The sequence below is a fragment of the Streptomyces sp. WM6386 genome (assembly GCF_000972385.1).
Taxonomy (GTDB): domain Bacteria; phylum Actinomycetota; class Actinomycetes; order Streptomycetales; family Streptomycetaceae; genus Streptomyces.
Genome location: NZ_JXTE01000568.1, coordinates 1 through 399, shown reverse-complemented (window position 1 = coordinate 399; position 399 = coordinate 1). Strand labels below are relative to the sequence as shown.

Annotated in this window: 1 protein-coding gene; it reads right to left on the bottom strand. The window is 64.2% G+C overall.

Going from position 1 to position 399, the window contains the following annotated elements; genetic code table 11:
- Positions 1–399 (bottom strand): aromatic prenyltransferase (locus TN53_RS42725; RefSeq protein ID WP_046264312.1); only part of this gene is annotated, 399 nt, incomplete at both ends.

Sequence of the window (399 nt, the reverse complement as noted above, 5' to 3'; positions counted from 1 at the left end):
GTCTTCTCGTCGAGTCCCCCGGCCATGAAGTAGATGTTCACGGTCTTCTTGGTGTAGTCGATCCCCACGATCGACACACGCTTTTGCAGACCGATGTCCGCGAAGGTGCGGGCGTGCTCGGCCAGGCTGCTCGGCATGGACGGGAGCGAGGCGAGCACCGAAAGGTCGCCCAGGTCGTCCAGGGGGAAGAAGATGTAGGTCTTTTTGAAGCCGCCGACGACTCCGCACTCGATGCCGTAGAAGGTGACGGCGGAGCTCTCGAGGATCTCCGGGAGCAGGTGGGCGACGGGGTGGTCGGTCTTCTCGATCCAGCCTTCCCGCACGGCTATGTCGTACGGGTCGCCCCCCTCGATCGGCACCGTGAAGTTGTAGTCGATGTCGCCCCGGGGACGCTCGCCG